12 protein-coding genes are annotated in these 16,082 nt (G+C 49.3%); 9 read left to right on the top strand and 3 right to left on the bottom strand.

Translation table 11 applies throughout. The features are described from left to right. Positions 1-3: 3 nt before the first annotated feature. The 3 genes from Q7T66_RS03620 to Q7T66_RS03610 all read left to right on the top strand — a co-directional run bounded on the left by Q7T66_RS03620 (position 4) and on the right by Q7T66_RS03610 (position 2,801). Positions 4-423: a DoxX family protein gene (locus Q7T66_RS03620; RefSeq protein WP_304931934.1), complete on the top strand. Its 420-nt coding sequence runs from the start codon at positions 4-6 to the stop codon at positions 421-423. Further along, positions 420-2,024 (top strand): MFS transporter, encoded by a 1,605-nt coding sequence (locus tag Q7T66_RS03615; RefSeq protein WP_304931933.1) that lies wholly within the window; start codon positions 420-422, stop codon positions 2,022-2,024. Before Q7T66_RS03620 ends, Q7T66_RS03615 begins: the two co-directional genes overlap by 4 nt. Positions 2,025-2,105: 81 nt before the next feature. Next, positions 2,106-2,801: a hydrolase gene (locus tag Q7T66_RS03610; protein WP_304931932.1), complete on the top strand. Its 696-nt coding sequence runs from the start codon at positions 2,106-2,108 to the stop codon at positions 2,799-2,801. Positions 2,802-2,922: 121 nt separating this feature from the next. Here the strand turns inward: Q7T66_RS03610 and Q7T66_RS03605 are convergent, their stop codons facing one another. Continuing rightward, on the bottom strand, positions 2,923-3,360 hold the full coding sequence (locus Q7T66_RS03605) for a RidA family protein (RefSeq protein ID WP_304931931.1): 438 nt from the start codon (positions 3,358-3,360) through the stop codon (positions 2,923-2,925). Between the two features lie 436 nt (positions 3,361-3,796). On the opposite strand from Q7T66_RS03605, the gene Q7T66_RS03600 reads away from it, so the two are divergent. The 6 genes from Q7T66_RS03600 to Q7T66_RS03575 all read left to right on the top strand — a co-directional run bounded on the left by Q7T66_RS03600 (position 3,797) and on the right by Q7T66_RS03575 (position 12,944). Beyond that, positions 3,797-5,737 (top strand): TonB-dependent receptor domain-containing protein, encoded by a 1,941-nt coding sequence (locus Q7T66_RS03600; RefSeq protein WP_304931930.1) that lies wholly within the window; start codon positions 3,797-3,799, stop codon positions 5,735-5,737. Positions 5,738-5,959: 222 nt separating this feature from the next. After that, positions 5,960-6,565, top strand: coding sequence for an OmpA family protein (locus tag Q7T66_RS03595; protein ID WP_304931929.1), 606 nt, complete (start codon positions 5,960-5,962; stop codon positions 6,563-6,565). Positions 6,566-6,592: 27 nt separating this feature from the next. Then, complete coding sequence (locus Q7T66_RS03590) at positions 6,593-10,198, top strand: response regulator (RefSeq protein WP_370691604.1); 3,606 nt, start codon at positions 6,593-6,595, stop codon at positions 10,196-10,198. 2 nt (positions 10,199-10,200) lie between these two features. Next, complete coding sequence (locus Q7T66_RS03585; RefSeq protein WP_304931928.1) at positions 10,201-11,121, top strand: diguanylate cyclase domain-containing protein; 921 nt, start codon at positions 10,201-10,203, stop codon at positions 11,119-11,121. Positions 11,122-11,196: 75 nt separating this feature from the next. Further along, on the top strand, positions 11,197-12,246 hold the full coding sequence (locus Q7T66_RS03580; RefSeq protein WP_304931927.1) for a hybrid sensor histidine kinase/response regulator: 1,050 nt from the start codon (positions 11,197-11,199) through the stop codon (positions 12,244-12,246). An 8-nt stretch (positions 12,247-12,254) separates the two neighbouring features. Further along, positions 12,255-12,944, top strand: a complete 690-nt coding sequence (locus Q7T66_RS03575) for a response regulator transcription factor (protein ID WP_304931926.1) — start codon at positions 12,255-12,257, stop codon at positions 12,942-12,944. A gap of 18 nt (positions 12,945-12,962) precedes the next feature. Here the strand turns inward: Q7T66_RS03575 and Q7T66_RS03570 are convergent, their stop codons facing one another. Then, entirely contained in the window at positions 12,963-13,670 is a 708-nt protein-coding gene (locus tag Q7T66_RS03570) for a response regulator transcription factor (RefSeq protein ID WP_304931925.1), read from the bottom strand. 58 nt (positions 13,671-13,728) lie between these two features. Further along, on the bottom strand, positions 13,729-16,047 hold the full coding sequence (locus Q7T66_RS03565; protein ID WP_304931924.1) for a CHASE2 domain-containing protein: 2,319 nt from the start codon (positions 16,045-16,047) through the stop codon (positions 13,729-13,731). Between the last annotated feature and the right edge of the window lie 35 nt (positions 16,048-16,082).

The following is a 16,082-nucleotide window of genomic DNA, read 5'->3' as shown; positions in this document are numbered from 1 at the left end:
CGGATGAAAAATTTCCTGATCAGATTCAATGCGCCGCAGATCGATTTCGGCTTGCTTTTTCTGCGTGTCAGCGGTGCCTTCATGCTTTTGCACGTACATGGCTGGCCGAAGGTCGTTCATTACAGTCATGAGTTGACGGTGATCGAAGATCCATTTGGTTTAGGCGCACAGTTTTCACTGCTGGCGGCGATTTTTGCGGAAGTGGTCTGTCCCGTATTGATTGCCCTTGGTTTTCTGACGCGTTTTGCTTGCCTACCTGTGATTGCAGTGTTGCTGGTATCGATGTTCATCGTGCATCCGCAGTGGTCAATAGCGGAAGGGCAATTCGGTTGGTTGCTGATGGTGATTTTTGGCGCGATTGCTTTCTGCGGTCCTGGTAAGTATTCGCTGGCCTCAGTAATCGGACGCAGGGAATTGGCATGAGCGCAGCAATAGATAGCGCCACAGGAAAAAGCACGACCTCATCGTGGAGTCCGCTTAAAAATAAATTGTTCCGCGCATTGTGGCTGGCGACGGTGGCATCGAACATCGGTACCTGGATGCACGATGTAGGCGCTGGCTGGATGATGACTTCGCTCAGCTCAGACCCATTCATGGTGGCCTTGGTACAAGCCGCAACCAGCTTGCCGATGTTCTTGTTTGCGCTGCCATCAGGCGTGCTGGCCGACATCGTTGACCGTCGAAAATATCTGCTGTTCGCACAGATATGGATGTTGCTGACGGCTGCCGCGCTCAGTGGATTTGCATTCGCAGGAATGGTCACGCCGGAGATTTTATTGGGCGCGACATTTTTCCTCGGGGTAGGTGCAGCAATGGCAGCGCCGCCGTTTCAGGCGATCGTGCCTGAACTGGTGCCGAAAGAAGATCTGGCGTCAGCCGTTGCACTCAACTCGCTCGGCATCAATATCAGTCGTGCCATCGGACCGGCACTCGCCGGTTTGATCTTGTCATTTGCCGGCCCTGCAGTCGTCTTCATGTTGAATGCCTTGTCGGTACTCGGCGTGGTGGCCGTGCTGTATTTCTGGAAATCGGCACCGCGCGTGCAACGTTTGCCTGCCGAACATTTCCTGCCTGCGGTGCGCGCTGGTTTGCGCTATGTACATGCCGCGCCTGTGTTGCGTGTGGTGCTGATACGCGCGGTGGCATTTTTTACGTTCGGTAGTGCTGCGTGGGCATTGCTGCCGCTGGTGGCGCGTAATGAACTTGGATTGGGTGCTGGCGGTTACGGCATCTTGCTCGCCTGTATAGGCGTCGGTGCAGTGACCGGTGCCGTGTTATTGCCACGCTTGCGTAAACGTTTTTCGACCGATGGTCTGGCTATAGGTGCGACCTTGTTGTTTGCGGCATCGATGCTGGCACTGGCGATGTTGAAAGATGCTGTGTTGCTCGGCATCGTTTTGCTGTTCTCAGGCTTTGCATGGATAGCGATGCTATCGATACTCAACGTCGGTGCGCAACGCAGTTCGGCCGGTTGGGTCAAGGCGCGCGCATTGGCGGTTTATCTGGTGGTGTTCTTCGGCGCAATGGCGGCGGGTAGTGCTATATGGGGCCAGACTGCAGGCAAGTTCGGTACGCCAACCGCATTGATCATCGCAGCGATTGGCATGGTCTTGTCGTGCGCGACGGCATTGCGTTGGCGCCTCGATCTGACACCGGATTTGAATCTGACGCCCTCTGCACATTTACAAAAACATCATCTCGCCGATGAGCCTGCACATGATTCTGGGCCGGTGATGATTACTGTCGAATATCGTATCGCCGCGGAAAATGCAGAACAGTTCAAAACCGCTATTCATGCGATGCGGCATGTGCGTCGCCGCGGTGGCGCATTGACGTGGGGGATTTTCGAAGACGTCGCTCAACCTGGTCGTTACATCGAAACCTTTGTTGTGGAATCGTGGCTGGAACATTTGCGACAGCACGATCGTTTTACTGAAAACGACAAGGCGATTACTTTGCGTGCGCATAGCTTTCATCAGGGGCCGGATGCGCCTGTGACTGAGCACTTTATTGCACCTCGCTAAACAATAGATATTTTTGAAATTTTAAATCGTTCACCTTACTTAAGTTTTTAACCAACAACTCTTTAACCAGCGGAGCACATTATGAGCAACCCAAAACTCGAAGTATTGACACCAACTAATTCGCAATTGATTTTCATCGATCATCAACCGCAGATGGCTTTCGGTGTGCAATCGATCGATAGACAAACTTTGAAGAACAACACAGTTGCTTTGGCCAAGGCTGGCAAGGTATTCAATATCCCAACCATCATCACTACCGTAGAAACCCAAAGCTTTTCGGGCCATACCTATCCAGAATTGCTGGATGTGTTCCCAGGACAGAAAATCCTGGAACGTACATCAATGAATTCCTGGGATGATCAAAAAGTACGTGATGCCTTGAAAGCAAACGGCCGCAAGAAAGTCGTTGTCGCTGGTTTATGGACAGAAGTCTGCAACAACAGCTTTGCTCTGTGCGCAATGCTGGAAGGTGATTACGAAATCTACATGGTGGCCGATGCATCCGGCGGCACATCATTGATGGCGCATGACCTCGCAATGCAACGCATGATCCAGGCTGGCGTTGTGCCAGTAACCTGGCAACAAGTCATGCTCGAATGGCAGCGCGATTGGGCCAATCACGCAACCTATGATGCAGTCACCAGCATCGTCAAGGAACATTCAGGTGCCTACGGCATGGGCATCGACTATGCAGTAACGATGGTGCACAAAGGTGATGTACGCAATACTAGCAAGCATGAAACACTGGCGCCGGTTGCTGCGCCTGTACGCAAGTAATTTAATGCTCTGGCTGCAAAGCTGAGCATTTAGCGAGCTAAAGCTTCAACGATGATCTGCTGTGTGTAGATACGGCAGATCATTGAGTATCTTTCCATTTATCCACTAGCGAATGTATGGCCTAACGCGCGACAACGGCGGTGGCATCAATCTCAAACAGCATTCCATCCAAAGCCAAACGCGGTACCGGTATCAAGGTGCAAGCGGGGAGTGGATGTTCTCCCCAAGCTTCCTGCAATTGACGGCCGACTATAGTTAGTCTTTCCTGGTTGTGATCGACAATCAGCAGCGTCAGTTTCACGACTTTTTCTAAACTGGCATCTGCAGCATTCAATGCAATACGCAAATTGCGTAGCGCCTGATATACCTGATTATCAAAATCCGGCGATAGCACGCCATCCGCGGTTTCCCCACCTTGTCCCGCTATATAAATCAGACGTGCCGGCATTTCAGCGGCGACCACGTGTGTATAAGCGTTTGGGCGTGGATCGTACAGGCCGGTTGGATTAATGAAAGATACGGATAAGGATGATTCGCTGCTGTGGCTTGAAGTCGTCATGCTTATTCTCTCAAAGTAAAAAGTCAGATTTAGAGTTTAAAACCTGAACTTATATTGAGGTAAAGCACTCGACGAAATTCTGTCAAGCTAGGTCGAACCTTGGTGAACCTCCGGTTTGGGTCCGAATCGGACATTCGCAATAAACCAAAATCGACTTTAATCGCCTAGACATGGCGGACAATTAGCCCTTAATATTTGACATAAATTTAATGTGGCTTTAGTAAGCCAATTCTGTATCACCACTTTTTCGGCAGATCGCAAGTTATTTTGCTTACTATTTCCCATGACTAGAAGTTGCTCGTCGTTGCGTTACCTGATTGGAATTGGGCTGTTGTATGCATCCCCCGTTTCTGCAGAATCTAGTAACTCACCGCAAGTCCTTCCCTCCGTAGACGTACGAGAAGACAGGGCAGACCATGTAGCAGCACGGGAACGTATGCGTGGCATTTCCGGTAACACTGGGATACGGTTTACTGAAGATAATCGTGATCATGCTGTGATCGGCCTGGCAGATGCACTCGCAGGTATGCCTGGAGTGTATGCCCAGCGTCCGTCTGGGCAAGAAGCTGCAAAAATCTCAATTCGTGGATCTGGAATTTCTTCTTCGGGCATACGTGGCGTGCGGCTGTTACGTGACGGGCTACCGCTTGGGCGACTCGATGATCGAAATGAGGCGATATATGCCGATGTACTGGTAGCCAATCGTATAGAAATATATCGTGGAGCCAGTTCTCTGCAATACGGTGCCGCAACCTTGGGTGGTGCTATTAATTTAATTTCACCAACGGCCTACAGCAACCCGGGTTTTGAGACACGAGTCGAGACGGGATCGGATGGCTTACTGCGGAGTCAGGTTAAAGGGGGTAAGGTCTTTAGTGACGAACTAGACGCCTACGCATCGGTTTCCCATTATGAATCTGCCGGGTTTCGTGAGAATAGTGCAGAGCGTTCGTCTCGGCTTTATGCAAATATCGGGTATGCCTTCAGCTCAACATCCAGAGGTCGCCTGCACCTGACGGAGGAAAAGTACAGCGGGGGGTTGCCAGGCACGCTCACCATCGCCCAGGTGCTGAATGATCCAGGTAAGGCTGATCGGGCCAGCCTCGCCGCCAAAGCCCATATCCAAACATCTCCCCGCTGGCATCTCGCTTACCAGCATGATATTGATTTAGCTAATGGAGATAAGCTCGCATTGGGCTTTTTTCACACTGGGACCAAGTTTGACTCGCCGACTTCAGCGGTAAAAGTACTCTATGATGCTGTCGATTACGGCGGCGCGTTACGGCACGAAGTTAACCGTGATGTATACGGTCATCGCAACCAGTATGTGTGGGGCGTCAATTTTGGACGTGGTAGTGGTGACAATTCTCTTATTGTTAATCCCAATCCTCTATCTCCTTTGACCACATCAGGCACAGTGCAGGATCGTCGTTCAAACGTGGAAATTTTCGCCGAGAATACTTTTCATGCGACAGAGCGTCTTGCTTTGGTTGCCGGTGCACAAATTAGTCGAGCAAGCCGGAAGATCGAGAATCGCACACCTTTTTTTCTGACCGAATACCCGAATGGTTCTGCCTCGCGCACTTATGATGCTTTCAATCCAAAAGTAGGAGCGATCTGGGATCTTGGTAGTAATAATGCACAGCTCTATGGAAATCTAAGCCGTAGTCACGAAGCGCCATCGAGCCTGTCTTTCTATAACAAGTATTCCTTATTCCCACCAATAACACGCACACTGCAGGCGCAAAAAGCGACAACTGTAGAGCTAGGCACGCGCGGAGGAGAGCGTGAATTTGCATGGGACATCGCCGTCTACCGCAGTCACATCGATCAAGAACTGTTATCGGTGGCGAACATGACCAGCCCGGTTCTACCTGCGGTAAATATGAATATCGACACGCCTACCTATCACTCCGGACTGGAGTTCGGATTGAATGGATCAAAAGGCGTACCAGCCTGGTCCGGAACGGTTGACTGGAACCTCGCATACACATGGAATCATTTCCGTTTCGATGATCACGCGAAGTACCAAAATAACAAGCTTCCTGGCATTCCTGACCACGTCGTGCAGGCCGGTCTGACTTTTCGACATCGCGATGGTTTTTACATCGGGCCTAGCGTTTCCGTGGGATCAAGCTGGTATGCAGATCAGGCCAATTCCTTGAAGGCCCCGGGTCATGCGATTATTAATTTGAACGGAGGATATGTTGCCCGCAACGGTGTACGCATCTTCTTGGACGCTCGAAATTTAACCAACAAGTTCTACGCCTCTACCTCTGATTTGGTGGTGGATGCAAGGGTGCCCGGCACTTCTACTGCTGTGTTCCGGCCAGGGCAGATTCGAGCAGTTATCGTTGGCGTCGAAGCACGGTGGTAAATCCTCTTTAGAATTTCAAAAATTCTCATTCAAATTCATAGAGTGACAAGAGACCATGAGTCGCTCTTGTCATTTTTATTACATTAACTTGAGTGTCGCGTATTTTTTCTTTTAGCGCCACTGAGTTGAAAATTCCTTCGCTTTCAAAATTTACTTTTTTGAAAATGATTTTCTAGAGACGACTTGTCTCTCTCTAAGCCCGCGTCTCGACATGGCGGCAATTTGCACGAAGACAAGCTTCAGCTTGGGCCGCTTACCGCGATACACATAAGAATCGTCTCAAGGTGCTCGCTGGCGTCATGCCAAAACGTTTATACAGATTGTCGAATATCTAATAAGGCTGCAGAGCATGCTGTAAAAGACTGCTTGCTTCAAACGCCGATCCCACCGATTAAGCTGACATTGTCGGCAGATGCTCTGTTCCGCTTTGACAAGTCGCCACCAGCTTACATCCTGCCAATGGGAAAAATTGAGCTTGATGAAATGATTGCAAAACTTAAGGATGGAATTGCCGAGGTCAAATCGCTGACAATTGTCGGACATACGGACCTTCTGGGAACTAAGACTTATAATCAGCGCTTAAGCGAAGCACGGGCTCACACGGTCAAACTCTATATGGTGGAGCGCGGAGTCCGTATTCCGATTTCCTCTGAAGGAAGAGGACTCACGGAGCCAGTCAAAACATGCAAAATGCTAAAGCCGTTCAAAGAACGGATTGATTTCTTGCAGCCGAACAGACGTGTGGAAGTCAGCGCTAACTTTGTTTTTCTACCGATATCGACGTCATCTGATGAATTTTTTATCACTTTTATGTATCACGATCATTAGCCGTTTTTATTTTGGCAGGTCTGTCATATGCATGCACTAATTCGATGGATATTTTCCATCACGTGCTTGTTGGTCTCGGCACCCTCTTTGGCGGCAATTCTAATTGATGCACCACGTGTGAGTCTGGAAGGTCATCTGACTGCTGCAATTGATCACAGCAAAAGTTGGTCGATCGAGCAAGCCCTGGCATCGGACGGTCTCTTCAAGCCCTTGGCAGGAAATTTGACACGGGAAGCTATTGATTCCGTCGTTTGGTTACGCTTTACTCTAAAAAACCAGCGAACCGATCTTCAGGAACATTGGCTCGAGATTGATCCGGCGATGCTCGAACGTCTCGACCTGTATGCCGCGCTACCCGATGGCCGCCTCATTCATCAGAAGGCCGGATCAACTCTTCCCTTCAGTTATCGCGACGTGGCGTATCGCAATCCGGTATTCAAACTGGAGCTACCCGCAGCGCAAGACAGGACGTTTTATCTGCGCCTGGACAGCGGTATGTGGCGAACCACGAAGCTGACGGTGTGGGAGCCTGGTACATTCCTCTCAGCCGTCGCAAAGGAACAATTGTCATTCGGCTTGTACATCGGCATCTACATCTTGCTCGTAATTGCCAGCTTGTGGTTCGAACGAGTTATGCGTGATGGAGTATATTTTTTTTTCGCCCTGTATGTTTTAGGTTGCGTCTTCATAACTTTGACATCGACAGGACTTTGGCAGCAATACCTTATGCCAGATTCCCCCCGTTTAATCGTCCTCTCCTACGCAGCGTCTTTTACTTTCATGGTGGGCGCGTGTATTCAGTTCTTTTTTGTGTTTGTCGGAATGCATCGCCATCGACCGAAAACAACGCAAGTATGCCTTTCCATCATATGGGCAATATGTGTTTCGGTCGTGATTGCTTCAGCCATTGGATATCATCGTTACGCGTTATACGTTTTTAATCTTACGATCATAGTCGTGATATTGCCTATCACAGCGTTACTGTTGTGGAAGCCTGCTTTGCAAAGTCGCAATGAAATCAGACTGACCTTCGTCTTTGGAGGTTTGCAACTGTTGGTCTCCTACGCATACGTGTCTGCGGTATCTAACCAATTACTACCGAGCAGTTGGCTGTCTTCCAACCTTATATATGTAAGCTCAATGAGTTTTTTCCTCATTGTCTTCTATGGTGTCAGTCGCCGCTATTACGCTTTACGTGTTACGAAGGAAATGGCGCAGCATGAGTTATTGCAGCTTTCTCATCGCTCAGAAAAAGAACTTCAAAAATTGGTAGTTACTCGTACATTGGAATTGGAACGAGCAAAGCACAGCGCAGAATCCGCACTTACAGAGATGAAGAATCAGGCGGTCGCTCTGGAGCAAGCCAAGCTGGCCGCAGAACAAGCTGCATTGGCCAAGTCATCCTTCCTCGCGATGATGAGCCACGAAATTCGCACACCTATGAATGCTGTGATCGGTATGGTGCATCTGGCGCAACGTACCGATCTGACCCAAAAGCAGCGCAACTATCTGACCAAGGTCGATCACTCAGCGCACGCACTACTCAACATCATCAATGACATTCTGGACTTTTCCAAAATTGAAGCCGGTCAACTGGCGCTGGAAGAAATGACGTTTTCTTTGGAAGAATTGCTGGATAGTTTGTCTGACGTGGTTGGCCTGAAGGCTGAGCAAAAAAATATCGAAATCGTGTTTTCGATTTCTCAAGATACACCACGCTATTTGGTGGGCGACTCATTGCGTTTGGGCCAGGTGCTGGTCAATCTGGTCAGCAATGCAGTCAAATTTACCGAGCGAGGCGAAATCGTCGTGTCGGTCGTGCCTGAACAGTTAAACGCTGAATCAGCAACCTTGCACTTCACGATACGCGATACCGGTATCGGCATGACGCAAAAGCAGATGGACGGATTGTTCCGTTCCTTCTCGCAAGCCGATACATCGATTACACGTAAATATGGCGGCACAGGATTGGGGCTGGCGATCAGCAAGCAATTGGTCGAAATGATGGGTGGTCGCATATGGGTCGAGAGTGAGCCTGATATCGGCAGCACTTTTGCATTTACGGCTGTACTTGGCAGAAGCAAGACGACATCACCTACGCGTATTGGTGCACGCTTGGCTGAACTACGTGGCAAGCGTGTGCTGGTGGTTGACGATAACGACAACGCGCGCGTGGTCTTGCGCGCAATGCTGGATGCGAATGGCTTTACGGCAGAGGCCGTATCGTCAGGATCAGAAGCGTTGTCGCGATTGGAGCAAGCGTCGCGCGAAAACCTGCCATTTGATTTGGTGTTGATGGATTGGCGTATGCCTGAGATGGACGGTATAGAAACCTCGCGCCGCATCAAGAGCGATCAAAACCTGTCGCGCCTACCGGCGATCTTGATGGTGACCGCTTTTGGCCGTGAAGAAGTAATGGCACTGGCGAGCGACACTGGGCTGGATGGTTTCCTGATCAAACCGGTCAATGAATCAATACTCGTCGATACGATTGCAGAAATGTTTATTCAACATGAAGATGCTGCGCCGCGAAGCACTCAGCAGCGCGGCTTGCAATTGAACATTCCTTCAAATCTGGCAGGGCGCCGTATTCTGCTGGTGGAAGACAATCCTTTCAATCGTGATCTGGCAATCGAGTTACTGACCGACTTGGGTATGGTGGTTGATATCGCAGAAAATGGTCGTATCGGCGTTGAGAGAATTTACGCCGAAACATTCGATCTGGTTTTGATGGATATACAGATGCCGGAAATGGACGGTCTGACGGCAACCCGGATGATACGTACCGAAAAACGCTTCGATGATTTGCCGATACTGGCGATGACAGCGCATGCGATGACCGGTGATCGTGAAAAGAGTCTGGACGCCGGCATGAACGATCACATTACCAAACCGATCGATCCCGAAAAGCTGACGCAGACCTTGACGCATTGGCTGGCGAAGAAACCACGCGTGCAGCGTCCGCAGAAAGATGTCTTGCCAACTTCGGTAGAAATGCTGCCAAGCGAAGATATTCCTGATGAGCTGCCGCCTTTCGATATACGTTTGGCGCTGATTCGTACCAATGGCAAGCGCACTTTGCTGCGTCGATTGATACTCAGTTTCCGCGAACGTTATGAGCATGCCGCGCTTGAGCTACGCGGATTGATTGCACAAGCAAGACACGATGACGCAGAGCGTCTGGTACATACGATCAAAGGCGTCGCTGCGACGCTGGGAGCCGAAGAATTGCGTGATGTGGCCGATGTGATGGAAAGGGCTTATCACGATCAGGAGGCAGATAATGCAGCTGAACTAATAGAACGGTTTGAAACAGCGTTGAGCATTGCGATTGCTGCCGCTGCATCATTGGTCCAAGCGGAACCTGCTGCCGCTAAATCTGAAACCGTATCCAAAAATTCTGCAGAGATCGATATGGAAGAGATTGCCCTGCAGATTGTGCAACTGAAAAAAGATATCGCCAGCAATAATCTGAAAGCCCGCAAATTGTTCCTGCCACTTCGAGCAAGCTTGCAGAGTTACGGCGTCGATGCAGAATTGGACGTGTTGGGACAAGCCTTGGATGGTTTGCAGTTCTCTGTTGCTCTGGATGCGATAGATGAGCTTGCAAGAAAACTTGATCTGAAAGGATGACGATGCTGATGATCGAACCACGTCCTCGTTTGCTGATAGTGGACGACGAGATTAGTAATATCGAATTGATAGCAGGAATTTTTAGCGATTACAACGTTCTATTCGCAACCAACGGTGAGCGTGCGCTTGAAATTGCCGCAAGCGAAAATCCTGACGTCATTTTGCTGGATATCTTGATGCCGGATGTAGATGGCTACGAGGTGTGTCGTCGTTTGAAATTAGACAAGAAGACCCGTCCGATTTCGATTATTTTCATCTCTGTGTTGGGCGATGTCGCGTCAGAAACGCTGGGACTTGAATTGGGTGCGATGGATTACATCAGCAAGCCGTTCAGTCCTGCCATCGTCAAGATGCGGGTGAATAATCAGATCGAACTCAAGCGTACGCGTGAGCAACTGACCCAGTTGTCGTTGACCGATGCACTCACAAAGCTGGCAAATCGCAGATACTTCGACAAGGTATTGCTGCAAGAATATGCACGGCATATTCGTAGTGGCGGCAATCTTTCATTGATCTTGCTGGATATCGATCACTTTAAAAAATTCAACGACAGTCATGGGCATATCTGCGGCGACAGTTGCCTGCAGCAAGTCGCTAGCGTAATGGGTAGCATGATACGTTCAACGGACTTTGTCGCGCGCTATGGTGGAGAAGAATTTGTATGCATACTGCCGGAAACAAAACATGAAGGTGCGAAGGCGATTGCCGAAAAAATACGCACAGCGATAGCTGGGCTGAAGATCGCTCAAGATGGTATCGACATCACTGATCAGGTTACCGTCAGCCTCGGTGTGGTGACGGGCAATTGCGAACCTAGCCGATCACCATTGATGTTTGTCGCGAAGGCAGACGAGCTCTTGTATAAGGCCAAATCGGAGGGCCGCAACAGCTTTTTTGCTGCGACGATACAATCGGATACGTAAGCACCAAAAGCTCGAGGTGATTTTGACAACAGTTTTGACCTGGTTCAAAAAGTTTAAAAAGCAAAGGGCAGTAAGATGCGGGTACAGCAAGCAAAGATTCTGGTTGTGGATGATGAGGTGACCAATATTGAACTCATCGCCGATATCTTTGATGACGAGTACGAAGTGATCTTTGCAATGAATGGCGAGCACGGGCTGGAACTTGCCGCCACCGCAAAACCCGATGCGATTTTGCTTGATGTCATGATGCCAGGCATCGATGGCTACGAAGTGTGTAGACGCTTGAAGGCTGATCGCAAGACGCGCAATATCCCCGTTATATTTATTACCGCACTGGGCGACGTCGCGGCAGAAACACGTGGCTTGCAATTGGGCGCTATGGATTATGTCACCAAGCCTTTGAGCACCGCCGTCGTCAAGTTACGCGTCGAAAATCAGATTGAGTTGAAGCGCGCGCGCGAGCAACTGACGCTGATATCGCACGATATGCGCGCGCCGCAATCGGCAATTCTCGCTCTGCTTGAATTGCAAAAAGACAGCCAGACAGCGCTGGATCTGGATGAACTGTTTGCCAAGATTGAGCGTTCCGCACACAGCACGCTGATGCTGGCTGATGATTTTGTTCATCTCGCCAAAGCCGAATCAAAAATCTACCACTTCAACGAAGCCGATTTTCTGGACATCATCGCGGATGCCAATGACGATATGTGGGCATTGGCGAACAAGAAGTCAATGACGATTACCTTGCGCACTGAAGAAGAGGCGTGTTGGGTCAATGTCAATCGCCGACTGATGGTCAGGGCAGTATCCAACTTGTTATCGAACGCGATCAAATACGGCCCGCCGAATTCGATCGTTAGTTGTGCTGTATCTATTGATCGCAGTAAAAAACCTGCGTTAGTGGTTTATGAAATCAGGGATCAAGGCAATGGCATCGCTGCCGCTGATCAGGCCTCTTTGTTCACGCCGTTTTATCGTGCTGATCAACCTTTGCAGCAGGGTGCCGGCTTGGGCCTGTCTTTCGTCAAGGCAGTGCTTGATCAACACGGCGGCAGTATCGTGTTTTCAAATGCAGAAAACGGCGGGGCAATTTTCACGATGTCCTTGCCTTGTATAGATCAATAGGGCGAACAATGAAGATTGCAGTACTTGAAGATGATGCGGTAGAAGCGCAACTGATACAGCGGATTTTGACTAGGGCAGGGCATATCTGTACAGGATTCAGCACCGGAGCATCGCTGCTGAAAAATCTAAAGACAGACGCTTACGATTTATTGTTGCTGGATTGGGCTTTGCCCGACATGACGGGTTACGACGTGCTTAACTGGGTCAGAACAAATCTGGGCCCAGAAATAATCGTTCTGTTTTTGTCGAATCACGATCTGGAAGAAAATATCGTTGCCAGCTTGATGGCAGGTGGTGATGATTATCTGGTGAAGCCGGCACGCTCGGCAGAATTGCTGGCACGCATACATTCGATGTCGCGTCGCTTGTCAGGATCGACAACGCCTGCAGATAACGGTCTGTTGGAAGTCGGTGCTTACCGCTTGGACAAAATACTGAAAACTGCAGAAGTACATGGCGTCGCCATTGAACTGAAGCCCAAGGAGTTCAACATCGCGTTGCTGCTCTTGCAGAATGCAGGTGCCATCGTGTCGCGCGAAACATTAATGGAAGAAGTATGGGGAAGGGAATTGGTTACGACTTCGCGTACGCTTGATACGCACATTTCTCAAGTTCGACGCAAACTGATGTTCAGTCCGGAAAATAAAATCAAGCTATCGACGGTTTATTCTTTGGGCTATCGGCTTGATTTGCTGTAAGCCAAAAAATTCCAGTTTCTAGAATGTATCCAGACGATAGCCGATGGTATAGATAGTCGTCAGTCGCACATGATTATCCAGTTTCAGTTGCAATTTGGTTCTGACTTGCGACATGTGCGTATCAAGGGTCCGTGAAGTCATCATCAGCTCGCGCCCCCATACTTCTTCCATGATGGTTTCTCTTGAAATAAGTTGGCCTACATTTTGAAAAAGTAGGACAGCAATATCAAATTCCTTAGGCTTCAACTCAACCGCTTCGCCGCGTATTTTCGCAATCTTTCGCATCAAATCAAAATGAAACACGCCCACTTCGATCGCACTGCTTGCTGGTAGCGCAGGAGTGGCTTCGCCTGGCTGTGGACGACGTAGACGTTTTGATAGCGCGTGTATGCGGGCTGACAGTTCTGCTACACGTATCGGCTTGGTCATGTAGTCGTCGGCACCCGCCATCAGACCCATCACGATGTTTTCTTCCAGCACGCGATTGGTCAGGAACATGACGACAATATCTTCGCCCACATTAGTTCTGACCCACTCGATGACATCTTTTCCTGTCATGTCCGGCAAATGCCAATCCAGTATTAACAGATCAAAGGTTTGATAAGGCAGCGCGTTGATCAGCGACTGGCCTGTTACGAAGGCAGTACAGTCGTGTCCGGCATCGGTAAGGATCCGCTGTATGAGTTTGGACTCAATCGGATCATCTTCCAATGTTGCTATTTTCATTTCTTGCTTTCTATTTCAATTAATACTTTGACGCGCAATATCTTGTTCATGCTGCGTGTCAGATTTCGTTCGCTTCAATCACGCAGGGGAGTGTGATGGTGAAGATGCTGCCTTTGCCAAGCACGCTATTGACATCGATCGTGCCGCCATGGCGTTCAATCACCATTTTTACAAAAGCCAATCCCAGTCCTATTCCATCGCGTCCTTGTTCGGCAGCACGCTGGAATGGTAAAAAAATTGCCGTGTGTTCAGACGCTTCAATCCCTTTCCCCTGATCCGAGATGCTGCAGATGATGTAACCGCCTGAATCGGTCTGGATTGGTTTCGCTGTACAGACAACCTGTGAACCTGAAGGACTGAACTTGATCGCGTTTGAGAGCAGATTACCGATCGCACGAACCAGCAATGATCGGTCCACATTGATCCAGTAATTTTCCACTTGTGCATTGATGACGATCGCGATTGATTTGCTATGTGCAAAAGCCCACATGTCATCTGCTGCATCGGCCAATATGGAAGGGAAGTCAGCATCCTGCAATTGATAGGCTTGCGACTCTGCCTTGGCTAGATGAACAAAGTTATCAGCCAGATTGAGTGTGGTTTCCACGGATTTTTCTATACGGCCGAGGAATTCCGGCAATGGAAAAGCGGTAGCAGGATTCTTCTGCAGCTGTATCAGCGCAAGAATGGATGACTGCGGCACACGCATATCGTGCGAGATAAAATTCAGACTTTCTTCGCGTCGGCGTTCCGCCGCGCGCAGTGTCGTAACGTCCACCAGCGATACGATCCATCCCAGCATCGAGTTATCGGCCATGCGGGAAGGAGCTGATTTGACGAGGAACTCGCGCTTGTTGATGTCACGCGTCTCTATTTCAACTACCTCGTGCGCTGCAGTGGGTTGCAGCAAAACGTCGCGCCAGCTGGAACGTTTTGCATTCGTTTCAAAATAGGGTTCGAATTTTTCAAAGATGCTATCCAGCGTCGGTTGATCCGAAGCTTTGAATCCTATGCTGGCGAAATATTTGCGGGCGACGCGGTTCACCATTAACAGCTCGCCACTTGGTGACAAGACCAGCGTGGCATCTGGCATGCTGTTGAGATTGTCGATTACAAATTGATGCATGTCGCGCGAGCGATCCGCCGCGATGCGCATAGCGGTAATTTGCTTGTCTAGAAAATCAGAATTTTTGGGTTTGATTGATATGTCGTTATTCCGCAGAACGATCGCGGTATTTTGATTCAGACGCGTAAATTCTTCGCTGAGGAAGTTTAATGCGGCTTCCAGTCGACGCCAGTTCCACAGAGGATAAACAGCTATCACCATCAGGATGGCCGCAGCAGGAGGAATCCACACCCCAGCTGTAAAAATAAAATAGGTAAATCCACTGATCAAAGCCAGTAGCAAGGCACTTAATCCCAAAGCAATAAATGGTGAAAAAGTTCGGCATGCAGCCATTGCAAGCACTGTTGCTGCTAGCGTAAATAACATGATGGCCCATCGTGCGGCATCGTGAATACTGCGACCTTCTATCAGCCCGGCAAGAATATTTGCGTTGATCTCGACGCCGGACATTGCTCTGTGATCAGTTGTGACCGAGGTTGAAAAGGTCGGCGCTACGCCGGCAGCGATGGCACCTATCAATACATATTTATCGGTGAAATAGTTGGCAGGTATTTTTCCGGACAAAACATCAACATAAGAAACAGTTTTGAAATGCCCGGGTGCACCGGCGAAAGGAATACGTTCCAGCGTATGATTTTTGAAAATATGACTCAAGATCGTATTCTCGGTGTCGTCTACATTTTCTGTATTGCTGCTATCTGGATATGCGCCCGCATTATTGAGGTCATCATTACCTTTTCCGGTATTGAATACTGACAACGCAAACTGCGGCCATGACACTCCGTGTAGGGATTCCTGCATATAGACGCTACGTACAATGCCGTCGGCATCGAATGTGAAGTGAATGTGCCCCAGATTTTTTGCGGCAGCTTTTAACTCAGGTAAGGGCAGTGTTGTTTTGGGACCGCTTGCAGTACGTTCTATCAAGACCGGCAGCACTGTGCGTCCGGTTTTTGCAATCGCCGACGCAAGAAGTACATCATCTTCAGGTACCGTACTCGGCTCAGAGAAAATGATATCCATGCCAATGGCATTTACATCAGCTCCGGCAAGAATATTAAGAAGGATGGAGTGTGTGGCGCGCGACCATGGCCATCTACCTATGCTTGCAAGGCTGACATCGTCAATTGCAATGATGGCGATTTCATCGGACGCAGGGCGTTGTGTAGCCTTGATCAAATTGTCATAGATGAAGCGATCGACTTGACCAAGACCGGCGGGATAACTCAACAGAGCAGCCAGTCCCAACATGAGTAGCACGAAGATGCCCCATTCTTTTTTTAATG

Source organism: Herminiimonas sp. (assembly GCF_030655415.1).
The sequence above is the reverse complement of the archived record's forward strand: the minus strand, read 5'-3'. Positions and strand labels throughout refer to the sequence as shown.

Coding starts and splice junctions, on each gene's coding strand:
- Q7T66_RS03620 (WP_304931934.1), top strand. CDS start 4: ATGAAAAATTTCCTGATCAGATTCAATGCGCCGCAGATCGATTTCGGC.
- Q7T66_RS03615 (WP_304931933.1), top strand. CDS start 420: ATGAGCGCAGCAATAGATAGCGCCACAGGAAAAAGCACGACCTCATCG.
- Q7T66_RS03610 (WP_304931932.1), top strand. CDS start 2,106: ATGAGCAACCCAAAACTCGAAGTATTGACACCAACTAATTCGCAATTG.
- Q7T66_RS03605 (WP_304931931.1), bottom strand. CDS start 3,360: ATGACGACTTCAAGCCACAGCAGCGAATCATCCTTATCCGTATCTTTC.
- Q7T66_RS03600 (WP_304931930.1), top strand. CDS start 3,797: ATGCGTGGCATTTCCGGTAACACTGGGATACGGTTTACTGAAGATAAT.
- Q7T66_RS03590 (WP_370691604.1), top strand. CDS start 6,593: ATGCATGCACTAATTCGATGGATATTTTCCATCACGTGCTTGTTGGTC.
- Q7T66_RS03585 (WP_304931928.1), top strand. CDS start 10,201: ATGCTGATGATCGAACCACGTCCTCGTTTGCTGATAGTGGACGACGAG.
- Q7T66_RS03580 (WP_304931927.1), top strand. CDS start 11,197: ATGCGGGTACAGCAAGCAAAGATTCTGGTTGTGGATGATGAGGTGACC.
- Q7T66_RS03575 (WP_304931926.1), top strand. CDS start 12,255: ATGAAGATTGCAGTACTTGAAGATGATGCGGTAGAAGCGCAACTGATA.
- Q7T66_RS03570 (WP_304931925.1), bottom strand. CDS start 13,670: ATGAAAATAGCAACATTGGAAGATGATCCGATTGAGTCCAAACTCATA.
- Q7T66_RS03565 (WP_304931924.1), bottom strand. CDS start 16,047: ATGTTGGGACTGGCTGCTCTGTTGAGTTATCCCGCCGGTCTTGGTCAA.